The 16,258-nt window shown below is 71.3% G+C and carries 19 protein-coding genes and 2 pseudogenes; 13 read left to right on the forward strand and 8 right to left on the reverse strand.

The window, feature by feature from the left end; genetic code table 11:
• Positions 1-107 precede the first annotated feature (107 nt).
• Positions 108-1,643, forward strand: coding sequence for a methyltransferase domain-containing protein (locus tag AB0P24_RS24030; RefSeq protein ID WP_365797216.1), 1,536 nt, complete (start codon positions 108-110; stop codon positions 1,641-1,643).
• Between the two features lie 83 nt (positions 1,644-1,726).
• On the opposite strand, the gene AB0P24_RS24035 is transcribed toward AB0P24_RS24030, so the two are convergent.
• Positions 1,727-2,032 (reverse strand): zf-HC2 domain-containing protein, encoded by a 306-nt coding sequence (locus AB0P24_RS24035; RefSeq protein WP_365797218.1) that lies wholly within the window; start codon positions 2,030-2,032, stop codon positions 1,727-1,729.
• A 72-nt stretch (positions 2,033-2,104) separates the two neighbouring features.
• Here AB0P24_RS24035 and AB0P24_RS24040 point away from each other — a divergent pair, with 72 nt between their 5' ends.
• The 5 genes from AB0P24_RS24040 to AB0P24_RS24060 all read left to right on the forward strand — a co-directional run bounded on the left by AB0P24_RS24040 (position 2,105) and on the right by AB0P24_RS24060 (position 5,016).
• On the forward strand, positions 2,105-2,665 hold the full coding sequence (locus AB0P24_RS24040; RefSeq protein WP_365797220.1) for a sigma-70 family RNA polymerase sigma factor: 561 nt from the start codon (positions 2,105-2,107) through the stop codon (positions 2,663-2,665).
• Positions 2,666-2,706: 41 nt separating this feature from the next.
• Positions 2,707-2,967, forward strand: coding sequence for a zf-HC2 domain-containing protein (locus tag AB0P24_RS24045; protein ID WP_365797222.1), 261 nt, complete (start codon positions 2,707-2,709; stop codon positions 2,965-2,967).
• A 114-nt stretch (positions 2,968-3,081) separates the two neighbouring features.
• Entirely contained in the window at positions 3,082-4,518 is a 1,437-nt protein-coding gene (gene merA, locus AB0P24_RS24050; protein WP_365797224.1) for a mercury(II) reductase, read from the forward strand.
• Positions 4,519-4,573: 55 nt separating this feature from the next.
• On the forward strand, positions 4,574-4,747 hold the full coding sequence (locus AB0P24_RS24055; protein WP_365797319.1) for a MerR family transcriptional regulator: 174 nt from the start codon (positions 4,574-4,576) through the stop codon (positions 4,745-4,747).
• Entirely contained in the window at positions 4,711-5,016 is a 306-nt protein-coding gene (locus tag AB0P24_RS24060) for a hypothetical protein (RefSeq protein ID WP_365797226.1), read from the forward strand. The genes AB0P24_RS24055 and AB0P24_RS24060 overlap by 37 nt, the downstream gene beginning before the upstream one ends.
• A gap of 390 nt (positions 5,017-5,406) precedes the next feature.
• On the opposite strand, the gene AB0P24_RS24065 is transcribed toward AB0P24_RS24060, so the two are convergent.
• The 4 genes from AB0P24_RS24065 to AB0P24_RS24080 form a co-directional block, all read right to left on the reverse strand.
• A complete protein-coding gene (locus tag AB0P24_RS24065) occupies positions 5,407-5,712 on the reverse strand; it encodes a zf-HC2 domain-containing protein (RefSeq protein WP_365797228.1) in 306 nt (101 codons plus the stop codon).
• The gene (locus tag AB0P24_RS24070; protein ID WP_365797230.1) at positions 5,709-6,212 is read right to left on the reverse strand and encodes a sigma-70 family RNA polymerase sigma factor; all 504 of its coding nucleotides are present in this window, start codon (positions 6,210-6,212) and stop codon (positions 5,709-5,711) included. Before AB0P24_RS24070 ends, AB0P24_RS24065 begins: the two co-directional genes overlap by 4 nt.
• A 423-nt stretch (positions 6,213-6,635) precedes the next feature.
• Entirely contained in the window at positions 6,636-7,436 is an 801-nt protein-coding gene (locus tag AB0P24_RS24075; protein ID WP_365797232.1) for a methyltransferase domain-containing protein, read from the reverse strand.
• A gap of 13 nt (positions 7,437-7,449) precedes the next feature.
• Positions 7,450-8,163: a Crp/Fnr family transcriptional regulator gene (locus AB0P24_RS24080; RefSeq protein WP_365797234.1), complete on the reverse strand. Its 714-nt coding sequence runs from the start codon at positions 8,161-8,163 to the stop codon at positions 7,450-7,452.
• Positions 8,164-8,649: 486 nt separating this feature from the next.
• On the opposite strand from AB0P24_RS24080, the gene AB0P24_RS24085 reads away from it, so the two are divergent.
• A complete protein-coding gene (locus AB0P24_RS24085; protein WP_365797236.1) occupies positions 8,650-9,129 on the forward strand; it encodes a hypothetical protein in 480 nt (159 codons plus the stop codon).
• Entirely contained in the window at positions 9,126-9,797 is a 672-nt protein-coding gene (locus AB0P24_RS24090; protein ID WP_365797238.1) for a chromate transporter, read from the forward strand. The genes AB0P24_RS24085 and AB0P24_RS24090 overlap by 4 nt, the downstream gene beginning before the upstream one ends.
• A gap of 26 nt (positions 9,798-9,823) precedes the next feature.
• Here AB0P24_RS24090 and AB0P24_RS24095 read toward each other — a convergent pair whose 3' ends face one another.
• The gene (locus tag AB0P24_RS24095; RefSeq protein WP_365797240.1) at positions 9,824-10,768 is read right to left on the reverse strand and encodes a M56 family metallopeptidase; all 945 of its coding nucleotides are present in this window, start codon (positions 10,766-10,768) and stop codon (positions 9,824-9,826) included.
• Positions 10,769-10,782: 14 nt separating this feature from the next.
• Positions 10,783-11,172, reverse strand: a complete 390-nt coding sequence (locus AB0P24_RS24100; RefSeq protein ID WP_365797242.1) for a BlaI/MecI/CopY family transcriptional regulator — start codon at positions 11,170-11,172, stop codon at positions 10,783-10,785.
• 108 nt (positions 11,173-11,280) lie between these two features.
• Between AB0P24_RS24100 and AB0P24_RS24105 the strand changes: the two genes are divergently transcribed.
• The 3 genes and pseudogenes from AB0P24_RS24105 to AB0P24_RS24115 all read left to right on the forward strand — a co-directional run bounded on the left by AB0P24_RS24105 (position 11,281) and on the right by AB0P24_RS24115 (position 13,897).
• Entirely contained in the window at positions 11,281-12,117 is an 837-nt protein-coding gene (locus AB0P24_RS24105) for an undecaprenyl-diphosphate phosphatase (protein ID WP_365797244.1), read from the forward strand.
• 40 nt (positions 12,118-12,157) lie between these two features.
• The gene (locus AB0P24_RS24110) at positions 12,158-12,721 is read left to right on the forward strand and encodes a Chromate resistance protein ChrB (RefSeq protein WP_365797246.1); all 564 of its coding nucleotides are present in this window, start codon (positions 12,158-12,160) and stop codon (positions 12,719-12,721) included.
• Positions 12,722-12,810: 89 nt separating this feature from the next.
• A pseudogene (locus tag AB0P24_RS24115) lies at positions 12,811-13,897 on the forward strand (MFS transporter).
• 281 nt (positions 13,898-14,178) lie between these two features.
• On the opposite strand, the pseudogene AB0P24_RS24120 reads toward AB0P24_RS24115, so the two are convergent.
• Positions 14,179-14,559: pseudogene (locus AB0P24_RS24120) on the reverse strand (hypothetical protein); the annotation flags it as partial.
• 31 nt (positions 14,560-14,590) lie between these two features.
• On the opposite strand from AB0P24_RS24120, the gene AB0P24_RS24125 reads away from it, so the two are divergent.
• Positions 14,591-14,998: an alpha/beta fold hydrolase gene (locus AB0P24_RS24125; protein WP_365797248.1), complete on the forward strand. Its 408-nt coding sequence runs from the start codon at positions 14,591-14,593 to the stop codon at positions 14,996-14,998.
• A 304-nt stretch (positions 14,999-15,302) separates the two neighbouring features.
• Entirely contained in the window at positions 15,303-16,202 is a 900-nt protein-coding gene (locus AB0P24_RS24130; RefSeq protein WP_365797250.1) for a LysR substrate-binding domain-containing protein, read from the forward strand.
• Positions 16,203-16,258 lie beyond the last annotated feature (56 nt).

Here is a 16,258-nt window from a genome sequence, read left to right on the forward strand (position 1 = left end):
AGGACCGCAGTCCGGGGCCAAGGGGAATGAGGGCTGTGGCCCAGCGGGTTTCCGGCCAGGCCGCCGGCCGGCCCTCACGAACCCGCCCGACACATCTTTGGAGAGAGATGGCACTCGACACCGCCGCACCCGTCGGTGACTCCCCGGTCACGGAGTCGGTCAAGGAATCGGTCAAGGAGTACTACGGCAGGGTGCTCACATCCTCCGCCGATCTGAAGACCTCCACCTGCTGCACCGCGGCCGCCCCGCCGCCGCACATCGCCGCCGCGCTGGGCCGGGTGCACGAGGAGGTCCTGGACCGCTTCTACGGCTGCGGTTCCCCGATCCCGCCCGCCCTGGAGGGGGCCACCGTGCTGGACCTGGGCTGCGGTAGCGGACGCGACGCCTACGTGCTGGCGCAGCTGGCCGGCCCGTCCGGCCGGGTCATCGGCGTCGACATGACCGAGGAACAGCTGGCCGTCGCCCGCCGCCACCAGCACTGGCATGCGGAGCGGTTCGGCTATGGGAACGTGGAGTTCCACCACGGCTGCATCGAGGACCTGGCCGCTGCCGGGATCGCGGACGCCTCTGTGGACGTGGTCGTCTCCAACTGCGTGGTGAACCTCTCCCCGGACAAGGAGCGTGTCCTCGCCGAGATCTTCCGGGTTCTGAAACCCGGTGGCGAGCTGTACTTCTCCGACATCTTCGCCGACCGCCGCCTGCCCGCCGCGCTCCTTACCGACCCGGTCCTGGTCGGCGAGTGCCTCGCCGGCGCCCTGTACACCGAGGACTTCCGCCGCCTGCTGGAGCGCGGCGGCTGCCTCGATGCCCGTACGGTGGCCACCTCGCCGGTGTCCCTGGACGACCTGGAGATCCAGGGGAAGATCGGGTTCGCCACCTTCACCTCGCGCACCGTGCGCGCCTTCAAGCTGCCGCTGGAGGACCGCTGGAGGACTACGGCCAGATCGCCGTCTACCAGGGCTCCATCCCCGAGCACCCGCACGCCTTCGACCTCGACGACCACCACCGCTTCCACACCGGCAAACCGATGCTGGTGTGCGGCAATACCGCCGACATGCTCTCCGCCACCCGCTACGCACCGCACTTCACCATCACCGGCGACAAGACCACCCACTTCGGGCTGTTCCCCTGTGCTCCGGCCGAGCAGTCCTCGGCAGCAGCGGACGGCGCAGGCGGCGCCTGCTGCTGAACCCGGCAGCGGTGGAAGGCCGGGGCCGGATGCAGGGTTCCCCTGTGTGAGTCAGGGCCCCTGGTGCCCGCACGAGTCGGCAAGGAAGCTCACCATGCTCTATCGGGCCACGTGGAACGGCCAGGTGATCGCCGAGAGCGGCGACATCTTCAGCGTCGACGGCTACCACTGCTTCCCGCCCGACTCCGTGCGCTGGGAACACCTCGTGCCCAGCAGCACCAGGAGCACCTGCCCGTGGAAGGGGCAGGCGAGCTACTTCACTCTCCGCGTGGACGACCGGGAGAACCGGGACGCGGCCTGGTGCTGCGCCGAACCGCTGCCCGATACCGAGCGGATCCGCGGGCACATCGCGTTCTGCCACGGCGTACGCGTGCACCGGGTGCGCAAGGGCATCGGCGGCGCCTCGCCGAAGTCCTCGCTGCTGGGCCGGATCGCCGCGATGTTCCGGAGTTGACGGCCCTGATGGCGAAGCGGGATCACTGGCCGGCCGCTGCGGTCACCGTAGGAGCCTGCGTCCTGGGGGCTCGCCCAGCCGGCTCAGCGCCCGGGACGGGTGGACGTGCCGGGGATGCGCTCGGCGAGGCGGCGTATCCGGAACTCGGCCAGTGAGGTGGGTGCCCGGTTCGGGTAGCCGCGTATCGATGCTTTCATGAGCCGCAGGACGAGCAGTTCGCCGCTGCACGCCCAGCAGCGAGCCACATGGGCCTCCACCCGCGTGTGCCGCGCCCCGGTGAGCTGCCCGTCCGCGTGTGCCCCGACCGCGCCGCGCAGCCGCAGGTGGCGCAGCTTCTCGCGGCACTCCGCCCACCACCGGCACGCCCTGGCGGCACCCAGATTCGTCATACCCCGGGAACCCTCGTGAACAGGCGGGGCATTCCATGGAATGCTCCAGTTGGTCCGGAGGGTTTCCAGTCCGTGGGAGACACAGTGGCCAAGCCGCCGGAGGTGCGGGACAAGGCGTTCGCGGAGTTCGTACTGCCTGAGGTCGGGGTACTGCTGCGGGTGGCCATGACGCTGACCGCGCAGCCCGCCGACGCCGAGGACCTGGTGCAGGACACCCTGCTGCGCGCCTACAAGGCGATCGACCGGTTCGACGGGGAGCATCCGCGTGCCTGGCTGCTGACCATCATGCGCCGTGCCGAGATCAACCGGCACCGCCGCCGCAGGCCCCACCTGCTCGACGACCCCGACGCCGACCTGGACCGGCTGTCCGCGGCCGACACGGTGGCCTCACCGGAGGAGGTTGTGGTCGGCGAGCACTTCGACGACGTGGTCGGCGCCGCGCTGGCCGCTCTGCCGGACAAGCACCAGCAGGTCGTACGCCTCGTGGACATCGGCGGGCTCAGCTACGCGGAGGCCGCAGAAGTGCTGGACGTACCCGAGGGCACCGTGATGAGCCGGCTGCACCGCGCCCGCAAGCGGATAAGGACCCAGCTGGCGGCGGCCGGACTCGCGCCGAAGAGGAGCTGGATGTGATCGGGCAACGGGGTGGGGCGGGACACCGCAGGATGACCTGCATGCAGGTGGCACGGGTGCTCCAGACCTACCTGGACGGTGAGGCCGGCGAGGTCACCGCGCAGCGGGTGGCCGCCCATGTGGAGGACTGCCGCCGCTGCGGCCTGGAGACGGCCGTCTACCAGGAGATCAAGAACTCGCTGGCCCGCCAGGAGCTGCCGAACGAGACCGCCATGGCCCGTCTGCGCGCTTTCGGCGCCACCCTGCTCACCGCAGGACCGGCTGAGGCTTGCGACGAAACGGTCGGCCCCGACTGGGCTTGAGCCAACTGGCGCGGCCGCCGCAATGACCGCGTACGCCGTATCCGGTCCGCACGACAGACCTGCAAGCCGCGTAACAGCCGGTCCGGATTCCCGGCTCCGCACAAGGAGGCAGTTGTGGCCACGACAGCATCCCGTTTCGACCTGGCGGTCATCGGTTCCGGCTCGGCGGCGTTCTCCGCCGCCATCGCCGCCACCAACCGCGGCAAGCGCGTGGTGATGGTCGAGCGCGGCACCATCGGCGGCACGTGCGTCAACGTCGGCTGCGTGCCCTCCAAGGCTCTGCTGGCCGCCGCCGGGACCCGACACGGCGCCGCAGCGGCCGGCCGCTTCCCCGGACTGGCCCCGGCCGACGTCCCGGTCGGCTTCGGTGATCTGATCGGCGGCAAGGACGCCCTGGTCGGACAGCTGCGGGCGGAGAAGTACGCCGGCCTCGCCGCCGACTACGGCTGGGAGATCGTCCACGGCAGCGCCGCCTTCGCCGGAACCGCCGAGAACCCCATGCTGGACATCGCCCTGCACGGCGGCGGCACGCGCAGGACCGAGGCGGCCCACTACCTGATCGCGACCGGCTCCGCCCCCTCGGCCCCTCCCGCCGACGGCCTGGAACAGGCCGGCTACCTGACCTCCACCACCGCGATGGAACTCGACGCGCTGCCCCAGTCGATGGTGGTCGTGGGCGGCAACGCCGTCGGCCTGGAGCAGGCCCAGCTCTTCGCCCGCCTCGGCACCCATGTGACCGTGATCGAGGCCCTCGACCGGCTCGCCCCGTTCGAAGATCCCGAGGTCTCCGCCGCTGTCGAGGACATCTTCGACAGTGAGGGCATCGCCGTACTCACCGGCACTGCCCTGAGCGCCGTCCAGCGCGGCAGGCACGGGTACACCCTCACCGCCGACCGCGGCGGTGCCCCCACCGAGCTGCGCGCCGAGCAACTGCTGATCGCCACCGGCCGCCGCCCCGTCACGACGGGACTGAACCTCGACGCAGTGGGGGTCAAGACCGGCCAACGTGGCGAGGTGGTCGTCGACGACCATCAGCGCACCAGCAACGAGCGGATCTGGGCGGCGGGTGACGTCACCGGAGGCCCGCAGTTCGTGTACGTGGCCGCAGCCCAGGGCACCCTGGCCGCCGCCAACGCCCTCGCGGACACGGGGCGCATCCTGGACTACACCGCCCTGCCCCGGGTCACCTTCACCAGCCCCGCCATCGCGGCGGTCGGCCTGACCGACTCCCAGGCCATCGAGGCCGGGCTGCGCTGCGACTGCCGCACCCTGGATCTGGCGTACGTGCCGCGCGCACTGGTCAGTCGGGACACCCGCGGCTTGGTCAAGATCGTGGCCGAGGCGGGCACCGGCCGTCTGCTCGGCGTGCACGCCGTCGCCGACGGCGCCGGCGACCTGATCACCGCCGCCACCTACGCTCTCACAGCCGGGTTCACCGTCGAGCAGCTCGCCCACACCTGGGCGCCGTACCTGACCATGACCGAGGCCCTGAAACTCGCCGCCCAGACCTACACCGCCGACGTGGCCAAGCTGTCCTGCTGCGCCGGCTGAAGAGACGGCGAGAGACGCTATGACGTTCATGCATGCGGACCTCGTCCACACGAGGATGACCGTCAGGGAGCTGTCCCGCTTGACCGGCGTGCCGGTCAAGACGCTGCGCGAGTACACCAACCTCGGACTCATCTACGCCTGGGCCGCAGCCCGGCCAACTACCGGCTCTACGGCGGCAACGCCCTGTGGCGCGTGTTCTTCATCGGCGAACTGCGCGGCGTCGGTCTGACCGTGGCCGAGATCCGCGAGCTGACCACCGCCCGGGCTGACGGCGCAGGGCCGGAGGTGGGCTCGCACCTTGCCGAGCTGCTTGGCCGCCCGCGAGACGGACTGCGTCTGAGGGTCCCCCTCTGGGGGAGCATCGCTGCCGAGCAGCAGACCCTGGAGCGGATCGAGAAGTTCGAGGCCGAACACCAGACGGGCCTTACGCAGGGTGACCTGTGCTGGGCCGGTGATGCGCGCGGGGGCTGCGAGATGCGGGCTCGCCGATCATGGTGATGTACCTGCCGTGAGCGGCTTCGTGCCGCAGACGCCATCCGTCTCTGCCCTGCCGCAGCTCGGCTGTGGGCCACTGTCCCGCCGCGCACGCGCCGGAGTCCAGGACGCACCCGCTGGGTCTGCCCTCGGCGTACGGCGCCTCCGGCTGCCGCCCGAAGGCCGCCGGGGCCAGTGATGGCGACGTGGCCGCGCGATACCTGCTCCAGTTCCGCGGAAACCACTCAGCACCTAGGTGACACCTAGGTGACCGACTCGGGCGGGCAGCGCCGCGGCGAGTCGCTGTGACACGGGTCTGAAGACACCGTGGGGTCGGATCCTCCGTATACCCACAGGACCCGAGCAGCGGGCGTTCCGGCAACGCAGCCTGCCGACGTCCAGGTGCGCTTCCGGTCAGGCCCCGGGCGTCTGCTCCTTCTCCTCGCCGCCCATGTCGTGCCGCAGTAGCCCCTCGGCGAATCCGCGCAGCCGCTCGATGGCCTCGGCCTCCGGTTCTGCCCGGCGGGAGAGCGCGCTCTTGATCGCCTGGTAGGTCTCGGCCTGTAGTCCGCAGCGTCGGCAGTCCTCCAGATGCGCAGCCACCCGGCGGGCAGTGACCTCGTCGGTCTCCCCGTCCAGATACGCCTGGAGGACCCGGGCCACCTGCATGCAGTTCATCCTGCGCTCGGCCGGCTGCTTCCGCTTCGACCACATGCTCATCGTTCACCTCGTCCCGGAACCAGCCCGGCCGCCGCCAGCCGGACGCGGATGCGCCTGCGCGCCCGGCGCAGCCGGGTCGTCACCGTCGCCTCGCTCAACCCCAGCAACTCGCCCGCCTCCACATAGGACAGGCCGTCGACATCCACCAGATGGACCACCTGCCGGTACTTGTCCGGCAGGGCCGCCAGGGCAACGTCCACCTCGTCGTGAAACGTCTTCCCGACCGCGAGTGATTCCGCCGGACGTGCTGAAACCAGTGTCGGTGACGGCCCGGGACCGGGATCCGTCCCAATCACCGGCCCCTGGCCGCGGCCGTGACGGTTGTCGGCGTGCGCATGGTGCATGAGAACCAGCAGCCAGGGCCGCGGCTCGTGCCCGTCGAATCGGTCAAATGCCCGGTACGCGTTCTGCAGGGTGTCCCGCACCAGTTCCTCGGCGTGGCCCGTCCGTGTGGTCAGGGTCATCGCCGCCCGGAGCAGCATCTCCGTCTCGGGCAGCATGCACCGAGCGAACTCCTTCTCCCGCCCTGCCCGGGCGTGCGGCAACCGTTCCTCCACGAAGACGGAAACCCTCTGCTCCCGAGTCGGCATTCCATTGCCGCAGAGATCGCGACGGCATGGGCGGAGCGCACCCGTCGAACAGGTGGTTCCTGCTTCAGCGGATACCACTTCAGGAGGTCACCAAGAACGTCCTGATACGGCTGCGTTCTCCTCGCGGCGCTTTCCCTCGTCTCGGCTCTCGGCCACCTGCGACGTCTGTGGCGGCTTGAGGTGGCGGAGGGAGCCGGTCTGATCCAGTTCGCGACCGGTATGGCGCTGGCCCGTGCTGCGCTGATGTTGCTGCGCTCGCCGCCCATGCCCGCGACGACCTTGGGCTGACGAGTCTCGTCCCGGTCCGCTGTGTTCAAGTGGACGCCGCTGTGGTCATCCTTCGAGTCCTGGTGCGGGTGCGGTGACAATGCGGCGCAGCGGCAGTTCCAGGCGCCGCCCGGATCGTGCCCAGTCGCCCAGATCCCTCCTGGCTGTGCGGGCACGACGCTCAGTGAGGTGGGGGAGGTAGAGGCCGTCGACGAGTAGGGCTCCGGCCTCCGGTGTGTCGAGGTGAAGGGTGAATACGCGGCGTTCATCGGAGCGGATGTGGAAACCGGCATCTCGCAGCAGTGCCGCGAGGCCGTCACGGGCCCGGGGGTTGGGCCAGGGCTGGCGCAGTGTCCGCAGCGTGTACATCACCCGGGCCCAGGCGAGGGCTCCCCGCAGCGAGAGCCCGGACTGCGCGGGCACCATCGCGACGAGCGTGCCGCCCGGGCGCAGCACGCGCCGGATCTCGTCCAGAACCTGGGGCAGGGGGGTGAGCACGGGCAGGCACATTGAGGCACACACGGCATCGGCGCAGGCCGAGCGCACGGGCAGAGCCGTCGCGTCCGCCCGCACCACCGGGCGACGCCCGAGCCGAACCGCCTCGGCGAGTTCGCCGGCGGAGGCGTCGATGCCGATCCAGCGTGCGTCCGGGAGCAGGGACCGCATCGGAGCCGAACCGCAGGCCAGGTCCACCACCGTGCGCTGCGGCGCGGGCAGCGCCGTAGCGAGCCACTCGTAGGGGGAGGCATCAGCGAGTCGGAAGAGCCGTTCGGTGATCCCGGGGCGGGCGTCGTGGAATGCGCCGAGGTAACGGCGCCAGTGCTGTTCATCCACCGTGTAGGTACGGCCCTTCTGCAGGAGGCGCAAGGCGCTGTGGCCCTCAGCCGGCTTCGTCGCGCAGCTGTTCCGTCTTCGCCACCGTGATACGGCCCCGGGCGAGGCGGATCAGCCCCTGGTCGGCGAACTGGTGCAGCACCTTGGTGACGGTCTCCCGGGACGTGCCGACCAGGGCGGCGAGCTGCTCGTGGGTGAGGGCCACGTGGGGGTGCTTGGCGCCCGGCCGCAGCGGGAGGGCTGAACCTTCCTGCTCGGACTTCAGGGTGAGCAACGTCGTGGCGACGCGCTGGGGGACGGACTTGAAGACGCTGTCGGACAGTCGCTGTTCGAGGTCGACAAGGCGTTGGCCGAGGATCTCGGTGATCCGGGTGGCGATGCGGGCGTCCGAGAGCAGGAACCGGTTGACCTCGGCCCGGTGCATGACGCACACGGTGACGTCGTCGAGGGCCTCGGCGTAGTTGCCGTACATCCGCTGTCCGAGCAGCAGCATCTCCCCGAAGATCGTGCCGGGGCTGAGGATCGCGCAGGTCAGCGCGCGGCCGTCGGCGGAGACACGGAAGATCCGCACCCTGCCGCGTTTGAGGATGAACAGCACCTCGCACGGCTGCTGGGGGGTGTAGAGCATCTCCCCGGCGGAGTAGGACTTCATGGGGGCTGCGGCGGCGATGGCGTCCATCTCCCGCTCGCTCAGGTCGCGGAAGATGTCCACCTCGGACAGGCACCAGGTCCTGTCGTCGCTCGTGCCGGTGGAGATCATCCTGGCAGTCTCCTCACGCCGTCCGGGAGCCCAGGGCGGCGGTGCCGCGCCCCATGGGGGCTGGGCCAGCGCGCCGGCGCTCTCGGTCAGACAGTAACGGGCTCCACTGTCATCCGCGCAGGTGTCGTCCGGCGGCGCGTCGGCAGTGGATGCTTCCGCGGCTGAGGCCCGCAGGTCGTACTCGTCGCAGGTCATGAGGAGGAGCGGTGGGTGACGGAACGGGTACGGAGGTGGGAGGGGAACGTCTGTGGCGTCATGGCGGGTCTCTTCCTCCTGGAGCCGTTGAAGCGTGCCTGCGCAGGTCGTGACCTGGACGCTAGCCCCGGCCTGGGGCCGCCTTCTGTGATCGCGCTTACAGAGCGGGAGCCGACGCACGCCCACCGGCTAGAAGCGGGAAATGTAATCGCGGTCACATTCCCGTAGGGGTGCCGCTCATAGCGTCGTAACCGCAGCGGCATCCGTTGAACGGACGTAAGGAGAGGCACCATGGCGACGACGATGCAGGTTTCCCCCAGGACGGCGGTCATACCGGCGCACGCGGTCTGGGGCGGTGCGGCCGGTCTGGTGGGCGGCATCGGCTTCGGCATCTGGATGTCGGTGTCCAAGCCGATGATGAACACTCCGATGATCAAGATGGTGGCCGGTCTGCTCGGCTCCGACAACGCAGTCGCGGGCTGGTTCATCCACCTCGCCATCTCGCTCACCGCCGGACTCGCCTTCGGCGTACTCTTCGGCCACCTGGCGCAGAAAATGGTGCCGGGTGCCGTACTCGGCCTGGTCTACGGCGTGGTCTGGTGGGTCCTCGGTGCCATGTGGATCATGCCGGCCAATTTGCACATGCCCGTCTTCGACTGGAACCCCGTCACCCGTTCCAGCCTCGGCGGGCATCTCGTCTTCGGCCTGCTGCTCGGACTGGCCTACTCCTGCATCGCGACGGTGATGGGCAAGCGGGAGCAGAAGGGATGAGTACGTCGGCAGACGGTCGCACAGTCCTGATCGCCGCCGGTCCGGTGGAGGTCGCGGCGCGGGCGGGCGCCTCGGACCGCCCGGTCAGGCGGACCGCGTCTTGGCCGCTGCCGGCTGCCGCGCCCGTGGCGGGCGGGGGTCTGCTGGCGCTGGCGTGGGTGGCGCTCAAGGTCGGCGCGCTGTCCTATGGAGGCGGGTTCGTGATCATCCAGCTCATGCAGGCCGACGCGGTCGGCCACTATCACTGGATGAGCGACGGGCACTTCCTCAACGCCGTCGCTTTGGGCCAGATCACGCCCGGTCCGGTGGTGCAGACGGTCGCGGTGGTCGGTTATGCCGCCGCCGGGGTGGGTGGCGGGCTGCTCGCCGCCGCGGTCGCGTTCGCCCCTTCGTTCCTGTTCGTGATCTTCGGGGGAGCGCGGTTCGACCGGTTGCGGGCCAATGCGCGGGTGCAGGCGTTCTTGACCGGCGCCGGGCCTGCGGTGACCGGTGCGATTGCCGGATCCGCGATCCCGCTGGCCCTGGCCTTGGTGCATGTCTGGCAGTTCGCGGTACTCGCCGCGGCAGCCGTCTGGCTGTTGGCCGTGCGCCGGGGAGTGGTCAGCGCACTGCTGGGAGCTGGCGTGCTGGGGGTGGCCGCGGCGATGGCCGGCCGGCCGGTGGGCTGACGCTCACGCCAGCCTCTCTCCAGCTGCTACCAGGCGCCGACCTTCTGCAGGAGGAGGTGGAGGTCGTGGGCGGCTTCGGCGGTCGCGAGCAGCGTGGCCGTGAGGACGGTTGCGGTCGCGGCCGTGAGGGCGGGGTGGTGTCCCAGGGGCGGGGCGAGGAGCGCGGCGACGCGGCGGGGTACCGGGCCCGCGCCGGCAAGCGGACTGCGGCGGCTGCGGATGCCGAGGATGCCGAGGGCGGCGTCTGCGGCGCGGGCCGGGGCGCGGCGGGTGGCGAGGGCGGCCTTGCCGACGGTGTGGGCCACGCGGCGGCGGTCGCCGGTCGTGGTGGCGGCGTTCTCGTCGGCCCAGCGTTCGATGGTGTAGGTGACGGCGGTGGCGAACGGTCGCAGCAGCGGGTTGGCGGAGGCGCCGAGCTGGGCCACGGCTACGAACGCGTAGTGGTGGGCGGCGAGGTGAGCGCGTTCGTGGGCGAGCAGGATGCCGTGCTCGGCCTCGTCCAGGGTGTGGATCATGCCGGTGGAGACGACGACGCGGCCGGGCAGTCCGGGCAGCGCGTAGGCGTCGGGCGCTTCGTCGTCGACGATGACCGTGCCGTCGCGGGCGGGCATGCACGCGGCGTCCAGTGCGGCGGCGGCCAGCGTTCGGGCTCGGCGCCAGAGCATGCGCGCAGCGGTGAGCACAGCGCCGCCCAGGAGCAGGCCGGCGATCAGGGCGACGGAGAGCTGGGCGGGGTCGTCGTGCTGCGCGGTGTGCGCCGACCAGTGGCCGAGGCCGGCCAGCTGCGGGATGCGGATCAGACCGGTGATGGCCAGCAGGCCCAGGGAAACCGTGCTCGCCGTGCCCAGGACGAGCGCCGTGGCGGTGAGCAGCCAGGTGGCCAGGCGGGGTTCGCACCGCTCGGACAGCGGTCGGGCGCCGAGCGGGGCGATGAGCGAGAGCAGCAGCGGCAGATAGACGGCGATCCGCATCCGTGTGTCGCCTCCTACCGGTCGGATTCCTGCTCGGGGTCGAGCAGTTGGCGTAGCAGGTCGGCGTCCGTGTCGGACAGGCCGTCGGCGAAGCGGGCGAGCACGGCCTCGCGGTCGGGGCGTTCCTCCAGGACGGTGCGCATACGGCGGGCGGCGAAGCCTGCGTCGTCGGTGACGGGGGCGTAGGCGAAGGCCCGCCCGCGCTGGGTGCGGGTGAGCAGCCCCTTGGTGTGCATGCGGGTCAGGATCGTCACCACGCTGCTGTACGTCAGCTCGTTGCCGAGGCGTTCGGTCACCTCGCCCGGGGTCAGCGCCGTGCCGGCCCGCTGGAGGAGGTCGAGGAGCTGGGTCTCCCGGGCGCCGTTCGCTCGTTTCGGGCCCCGCCCCTGTGTGTCCGCTGCCATGGGTTTGTCGTTCTCCCGCATCGCCCTCTATCTTCTACACCCGTGTAGGGGTTTTACTCCCGTGTAAAAGTATCCGTGTCCCGAGTGTGCCACACAGATGGGTCCCACATGAGCGCCATCAGCATCGGCCAGGCCGCCGTCCTCGGAGTCGTCGAGGGGGTGACCGAGTTCCTGCCCGTCTCCTCCACCGGCCACCTGAAGATCACCGAGGGGCTGATGAACATCCCCGTCGACGACACCTCGGTGGTCGGTTTCACCGCCGTCATCCAGGTCGGCGCCATCGCCGCCGTGCTCGTCTACTTCTTCAAGGACATCACCCGCATCGTCTCCGCCTGGGGGCGCGGCATCCGCAACCGCGAGGAGCGCTACCACCACGACTACAAGTTCGCCTGGTGGGTCATCTACGCCACCATCCCGATCGTGATAGTCGGCCTGGCCGCGAAGAAGCTTGTCGAGGGCCCGCTCGGCTCCCTGTGGGTGGTGGCCGGTTCGCTGATCGTCGGCTCCGGCGTGATGTGGGCGGCGGACCAGATGGGCCGGCACAAGCGCGGCGAGGACGACGTGACGCTCAAGGACGCGATGCTGGTCGGCTGCTCGCAGATTCTCGCCCTGCTCTTCCCGGGTTTCTCCCGCTCCGGCGCCACCATGTCCACCGCGCTCATCCTCGACCTCGACCGCGTCGCCGCCACCCGTCTCTCCTTCTTCCTCGGCATCCCCGCCCTGACCGGCGCCGGCATCTACGAGCTGAAGGACGCCGTCGGCGCGGGGGTGGGCGCCGCACCGCTGGCCGTCGGCACGGCCGTCTCCTTCGTGGTCGCGTACGCCTCCATCGCCTGGCTGCTGAAGTTCGTGGCCAAGCACTCCTTCAACGCCTTCGTGATCTACCGGATCGTCATCGGGTTGGGGCTGCTGGGCCTCCTGGCCACGGGGGCACTCAACGCCTGACCGCACCTGCATCGATGTAACGAGTGATACATTCCAAAATGTGACTACGAATGGTGCTGCGCGGTGGGTGGTACTGCTGGTGCGGTTGCCCGCCGGTCCTTCCCGTCACCGGGTCGCCGTCTGGCGCGAGTTGCGCCGGATCGGCGCGCTCTCCCTGGGCCAGGGCGTCTGGGCCGTCCCCGATGTGCCGGTGTTCGCCGACGGCCTGGCACGTGCGGCGGAACTGGCCGGACGGGCTGACGGGGAGGTCGTGACGCTCGACGCGGCGGGCCGTACGCCCGCCGACTCCGCGCACCTCCAGGCGTTGTTCACCGCAGCCCGCAAGGAGGACTGGGCGGAGTTCCTGGCCGACTGCGGCAAGTTCGAGGACGAGCTGGCCAAGGAGATCCGCATCGCCAAGTTCACCCTGGCCGAACTGGAAGAAGAGGAACAGTCACTGGAGCGGCTGCGGCGCTGGCATCGCGACCTGACCGCTCGGGACGTGTTCGGCACCCCGGAGGCGGCCGAGGCAGGCGAACGACTGAGGCAGTGCACGGTCGCCTGCGAGGACTACGCCGAGCGTGTCTTCGCCGCGCTCCACGAGACACCGGGGCAGAGCGGATGAGCCGGGTCATACCGGTCCAGGTCGCGCCCGCCCGGCAGATGTGGCCGCTGTAGGCCGCCGGGTTCACCACAGCCTTCGGCGCCCACGGCATCGCCGCCAACCTCGGCGGTTTCTCCGACGACGCGGTCACGTCACTGATGGTGCTCGGTGGTCTCCTCGCCCTGTACGACGGCGCCGAGGTGCTGCTCAAGCCGGTCTTCGGCACGCTCGCCGACCGCATCGGCGCCCGCCCGGTGCTGCTGGGCGGGCTCGTCGCCTTCGCCGCCGCCTCCGCCGTGTACGCGCTGGCGGACAGCCCCGGCTGGCTGTGGGCCGCCCGCCTCGGCCAGGGCGCCGCGGCCTCCGCCTTCTCCCCGTCCGCCTCCGCGCTGGTCGCCCGCCTCAACCCGGCCGCCAAACACGGCCGGGCCTTCGGGTCCTACGGCTTCTACAAATCCATCGGTTACACCCTCGGCCCGCTCCTCGGCGGAGTGGTGGTGTGGGCCGGGGGCCTGCGGCTGCTGTTCACCGTGCTGGCGGTGCTCGGCGTGGCGGTTGCCGGCTGGGCCGTCCTCGCCGTACCCGTCGTACCGCCGCTGCCCAAGGTCCGGCAGACGGTCCTCGACCTGGCCCGGCGGCTGGCCCACCCCGCCTTCCTTCGTCCGACCGCGGCGCTGGCCGCGGCGACCGCAGCTCTCTCGGTCGGCGTGGGCTTTCTGCCCGTCTCGGGCCGGGCGGCCGGGGCTGGGCACGGTCGCCACCGGCGCCGCGGTGTCGGTGCTGGCGGCCTGCGCCGCCGTCGTACAGCCACGCGCCGGGCGTGCCCTGGACGCCGGGCGCCTTACCACGCACGGATGCATCACCGCGGGCCTGCTGCTCACCGCCGCCGGCCTGGGCTGTGCGATGCTGCCGGGCCTGCCCGGCGTGCTGTCCGGCGCGGCCCTGATCGGCGTCGGCACCGGCCTGATCACCCCGCTCGGCTTCGCCGCGCTCGCCGCCTCCACCCCCGCCGGACGGCTCGGCCAGACGATGGGCGCCGCCGAGCTGGGCCGCGAACTCGGCGACGCGGGCGGCCCGTTGCTCGTCGCGGCGGTCGCCACACTCACCACCCTCACCCACGGGTACGCGGCACTCGCCGTACTGCTCGCGATCGGACCGGCAGTCGGCCTCGTACGCCGTGCGTCAGCGGCTCGCTGACCGGCTCGGTCCGGCCGGTGTGATGCGGTGGGCCCTGACGTCGAACAGCGCGAGAGCGGGTCCGCCGCCGGCTTCGCGGAAGAGCCGGGTCGCTGCCGGCCCCTCGGGGGCGGCGCGCAGGGCGTCCAGGTCGGCGCGCAGGGGCCCTCGTCATCCCGCCGGGTGGCGCGGCAACTTCGGGAGCCGTCCCGGCAGACGCCCCCGCGGCCGCGTCTCGGGCGTGCCCGGGTCAGGTGGTCAGGTGGACCGCTTCCACACTGGGCGGCCGACGGTCCACAGGTGTCCTTGTCCACCACCGCCACCAGAGGGCTGCGGACCTGCGCCATCAGCGCGGCGACCTCCAGCGCGGTCGCGTCCGGCTCGGCCACCGGAGGCGCGGGGAGGCTCTTGGACAGGCAGTCGCGGACCGTGCTGCCCACCAGAGCCTTGCACAACTTGTCGGCGTGGCGTTCGTCGACGACCGCTGCCGGCGTCGGATCGTCGATCACGTAGGCCGGCACGACGACCTTGATCATCTGAGATGCCGGCAGGATCGCCTTCGGCGCACCCTTCTCGTCGAGCACCAGCAGAGCGGGCAACCTGTGTTGGGCCCTCAGCCGTGCCGCCGCCATGGCGTCGGTGTCGACGGTCTCGTACTCCACTGCCAGGTCTCGTGCCCGCACGGTCGGCTCCTGACATTCGTTCTGTGCCCCGTTGGGGAAGCGTCACGCGGCTACGGCACTCGGGCCAGCCGTCGCGCGGGGACTCCCGCCGCACCCCCTCTCCACCGGCCGGTCGGCGGCCGGCTTCGCCGACGTCGCGGCGGCGCTGTGCGGGCGTCTCGGTATCACGCGGGTCACGGCGGTGGTCGGCGTCTCCGGCGGAGGCGCCACCGCGGTCGCGATGGCCGCACGCCATCCGGAGACCGTCGAACGACTCGTCCTGCAGTGCGCCGTGGGACCGCTGCCCTGGCCCGACCGCCGGACCTACCTCGGCGCCCAGGTGGTCTTCGGACCCGGCCGGGAGCGGGTGACCTGGTCCCTCGTACGCGCGCTCGTCCGGCGTGCGCCGGACACGGCTCTGCGACTGCTGCTGCGCGACCTCACGACTCTTCCTTCCTGACGGCAGGACCGGCGTCGGCGTGAACTGGACGAGGGGCAGTATGGGGATCGCGTGTTACGGCTCGCGTTCGGGTTCTGCCACCTGGGTCTCTGCGGGCTCCGCTGATCGAGCGGGTAGCCGCACCGCGACCCGACAGGCAGGGAACGTGAGGACGGCTGTCCAGCCGAAGGCGTGAGCGAAGAAACGAACGCGAAAAAGCCGTAGATCCACAAAGGTGGATCGAACGCCAACTGTGGTGCCCGGCGATGAACCCGCCGAGCTTGCGGGGTGTGACATACCGCAGACGGCGTGGCGGCATGGGGGAATGGAGTTGCGGGAGTTGCGCGCGTTCGTGGCGGTGGTGGAGGAGGGCGGGTTGTCGGCGGCGGCGCGGCGGCTGCACGTGAGTCAGCCGGCCCTGTCTCAGACGGTCGGCGGACTTGAGCGGCAGCTGGGGGTGAAGCTGTTGGTGCGCGGCAGCGCCGGGGTGCGGGCCACCGAGGCGGGGACGGCCCTGCTGGGGGAGGCGCGTGCGGTGCTGGCCCGGCATGATCAGGCCCTGCAGGCGATGGCCCGGTACACCGGCCCGGGTGGCGGGGCGCTGCGGATCGGGATCCCGCTGGAGCTGCCCTCCGGGCTGCTCGATCCGGCCCTGGCCGAGCTGGCCGAGGCGCATCCGGACACGCGGGTGCAGGCCCGGCATCTGTCCACGGCGGAGCAGCTGGCGGCACTGCGATCCGGTGAGCTCGATGTCGGCCTTCTGCGGGAGCGGCCCTCGGGTCCGGAATTCGACGCGCTGCTCGCGGTGCGGGAGAGGCTGGGGGTATTGCTGGCCGCGGAGCGGGCCGACGAACTCGCCGGACCCGACGGCATCGCGCTCGACGCGCTCGTCGGACTGCAGTGGGTCGGATTCCCGCGCTCCGGCAGCCCCGTCTGGTACGACGAGCTCACCGCGATCCTGCGCGGCCACGGCCTCGACCTCGGCCCGGACGTCCCTGAAGGACAGGCGCTGATCGCCGACGTGAAGCTGGCAGCGGTTACGTCCGGACGGGCCTTCGCGCTGGCTCCGCCCGGTTGGCAGCAGCCGCTGCCCGACCGCGTGACCTGGTCGCCGCTGGTCGGGCATCCTCTGGTGCGGCGCACCTGGGCGGTGTGGCCGGCCGACTCGCGCCGCCGTGACCTCGGCCGGTTCGTCGCCGCGCTCGACCGGTCCGCGGGCGACTGAGTCCCGAGCTGAGCACGATGTGCGCCACGGGGGCGCCGGCCAGTAGAGGCCGGCAC

Source organism: Streptomyces sp. NPDC086519, assembly GCF_040686075.1.
In the GTDB taxonomy this organism is placed as follows: domain Bacteria; phylum Actinomycetota; class Actinomycetes; order Streptomycetales; family Streptomycetaceae; genus Streptomyces; species Streptomyces shenzhenensis.

Bases quoted from the DNA above. Each gene is read 5' to 3' on its own strand.
- AB0P24_RS24030 (WP_365797216.1), top strand. From the start codon at position 108: ATGGCACTCGACACCGCCGCACCCGTCGGTGACTCCCCGGTCACGGAG.
- AB0P24_RS24035 (WP_365797218.1), bottom strand. From the start codon at position 2,032: ATGACGAATCTGGGTGCCGCCAGGGCGTGCCGGTGGTGGGCGGAGTGC.
- AB0P24_RS24045 (WP_365797222.1), top strand. From the start codon at position 2,707: ATGCAGGTGGCACGGGTGCTCCAGACCTACCTGGACGGTGAGGCCGGC.
- AB0P24_RS24055 (WP_365797319.1), top strand. From the start codon at position 4,574: ATGACCGTCAGGGAGCTGTCCCGCTTGACCGGCGTGCCGGTCAAGACG.
- AB0P24_RS24065 (WP_365797228.1), bottom strand. From the start codon at position 5,712: ATGAGCATGTGGTCGAAGCGGAAGCAGCCGGCCGAGCGCAGGATGAAC.
- AB0P24_RS24070 (WP_365797230.1), bottom strand. From the start codon at position 6,212: ATGCTGCCCGAGACGGAGATGCTGCTCCGGGCGGCGATGACCCTGACC.
- AB0P24_RS24080 (WP_365797234.1), bottom strand. From the start codon at position 8,163: ATGATCTCCACCGGCACGAGCGACGACAGGACCTGGTGCCTGTCCGAG.
- AB0P24_RS24085 (WP_365797236.1), top strand. From the start codon at position 8,650: ATGGCGACGACGATGCAGGTTTCCCCCAGGACGGCGGTCATACCGGCG.
- AB0P24_RS24090 (WP_365797238.1), top strand. From the start codon at position 9,126: ATGAGTACGTCGGCAGACGGTCGCACAGTCCTGATCGCCGCCGGTCCG.
- AB0P24_RS24095 (WP_365797240.1), bottom strand. From the start codon at position 10,768: ATGCGGATCGCCGTCTATCTGCCGCTGCTGCTCTCGCTCATCGCCCCG.
- AB0P24_RS24100 (WP_365797242.1), bottom strand. From the start codon at position 11,172: ATGGCAGCGGACACACAGGGGCGGGGCCCGAAACGAGCGAACGGCGCC.
- AB0P24_RS24105 (WP_365797244.1), top strand. From the start codon at position 11,281: ATGAGCGCCATCAGCATCGGCCAGGCCGCCGTCCTCGGAGTCGTCGAG.
- AB0P24_RS24130 (WP_365797250.1), top strand. From the start codon at position 15,303: ATGGAGTTGCGGGAGTTGCGCGCGTTCGTGGCGGTGGTGGAGGAGGGC.